Origin of the sequence: Desulfuromonas sp. TF (genome assembly GCF_000472285.1) — a bacterium.
Classification (GTDB): Bacteria; Desulfobacterota; Desulfuromonadia; order Desulfuromonadales; family ATBO01; genus ATBO01.
The window spans coordinates 393042-394359 of the sequence record NZ_KI421418.1; the positions used below are offsets into that span (position 1 = coordinate 393042).

Consider the following 1318-nt stretch of genomic DNA (forward strand, 5'->3'; position numbering starts at 1 on the left):
GCCTGACCCGCTCCATCTCCCGGCGGTGGAGCTGCAGAGGATGGCAGGAGAGCAGCATTCCCAAGGTCTCCACCTCTTGGCGCAGGACCGTCGCATCGTCGCAAGGAGGCGGAGAGGGGAGGGCGTCGTCGCCTTCATCGAAGAGGAGACCGTTTCCCATCCGGTCGAAACGCTTCCGGGCGGCAAGGAGCTCCCAAAGGAGAGCCGGCCGCCTTTGGCGCCCCTCCAAGGCATCGAAAGATCCCCCCTTGACCAGCAGAATGGCATCGGCCGGATCGATGGATACCCGCCGCAGGAAATCCCGAAAGTTTTTATAGGGGCCGGCCTCCCGGCGCTCCTTAAGGAGCGCTTCGACCGCTTTGCGTCCGAGTCCCTGGAGCTGCATCAGACCGATGCGCAGGGAGCGTCCGGCGCCGGTATAGGGATAATCGCTTTCGTTGATATCCGGCGGAAGCACCTTCAATCCCATGCGGCGGGCTTCGGAAATGTACGCTAGAGCGGAGTAGTAGCCTCCCTGGTTGGAGACGACCGCCGCCGTAAACTCCGCGGGGTAGTTGGCCTTGAGCCAGGCCGACTTGCAGCTCACCAGGGCGTAGGAGGCCGAATGGGGCTTGCAGAAGGAGTAGCCGGCAAAGGAGAGAATCTGATCCCACACCGCCGCCAGGATCTCATCCGTAACCCCTTTCCGCACCCCTCCCGTCATAAACTTATGCCGGTAATCGGCAAGTTTCTTCTCCTTGTGTTTCTTGCTGATGATCTTGCGCAGCTGGTCCCCTTCATAGGCTGAGAAGTCCGCCAGGGCCATGGCCATCTGAGTAATCTGCTCCTGGTAAATAGCGATGCCGTAAGTCTCGGCGAGCACGTCCACCAGGAGCGGGTGCAGCGGCTGCCAGCTTTTACCCCGCAAGCGGGCGACGAACTCGCGGATGAAGGTGTTGGCCGCCGGGCGGATGATGGAGGAGGCCATGATCAGGTGTTCGAAGAGGTCGCCGCCGTCGTCATCCGGATCGCCCCACATCTTCTTCAGGAGCTGCCGGGTGGCCGGGGACTCGATGTAGAAGCACCCCATCGTATCGCCGGTGCGAAGCAGTCGGCGGGTCCCTGCGTCCTCCAACGGCCGCCAGGAGGCGTAATCGATCTTTCGTCCGGTGTTCTTTTCGACCGCCTCCAGGGCGTCCCGGATGACCGCCAGGGAGCGGTTGCCGAGGATGTCGATTTTGACCAGTCCGGCGGCCTCTGCCTGATCCTTTTCCCACTGGATCATCGGCAGCCCCTTGGCCGAAATCTCCACAGGCACGTAGCGGCGGATCTCGGTTGA

1 pseudogene is annotated in these 1318 nt (G+C 62.2%); it reads right to left on the minus strand.

The window, feature by feature from the left end:
- Nucleotides 1-1318 (minus strand): annotated as a pseudogene (locus DTF_RS22980) (DNA polymerase III subunit alpha); the annotation flags it as partial.